At 63.5% G+C, this 222-nt stretch carries 1 protein-coding gene; it reads left to right on the forward strand.

What is annotated here, in order from left to right; translation table 11 throughout:
* Positions 1-222 (forward strand): efflux RND transporter permease subunit (locus OC446_RS31235; protein WP_262032646.1); only part of this gene is annotated, 222 nt, incomplete at both ends.

Consider the following 222-nt stretch of genomic DNA (forward strand, 5'->3'; position numbering starts at 1 on the left):
CGATTGCGGTCGGGGCGATGATCGATGCGGCGATCGTCATGATCGAGAACGCCCATAAGCACCTGGAACGGGCCCCCAAGGACAAGCCACGCGTCGAGATCCTGATCGAGGCCGCAAGCGAGGTCGGCCCGGCCCTGTTCTTCAGCCTGCTGATCATCACGGTCTCGTTCCTGCCGATCTTCACGCTGGAGAACCAGGAAGGCCGCCTGTTTGGGCCGCTCG

Source organism: Microvirga sp. Mcv34 (genome assembly GCF_024519725.1).
Lineage (GTDB): Bacteria > Pseudomonadota > Alphaproteobacteria > Rhizobiales > Beijerinckiaceae > Microvirga.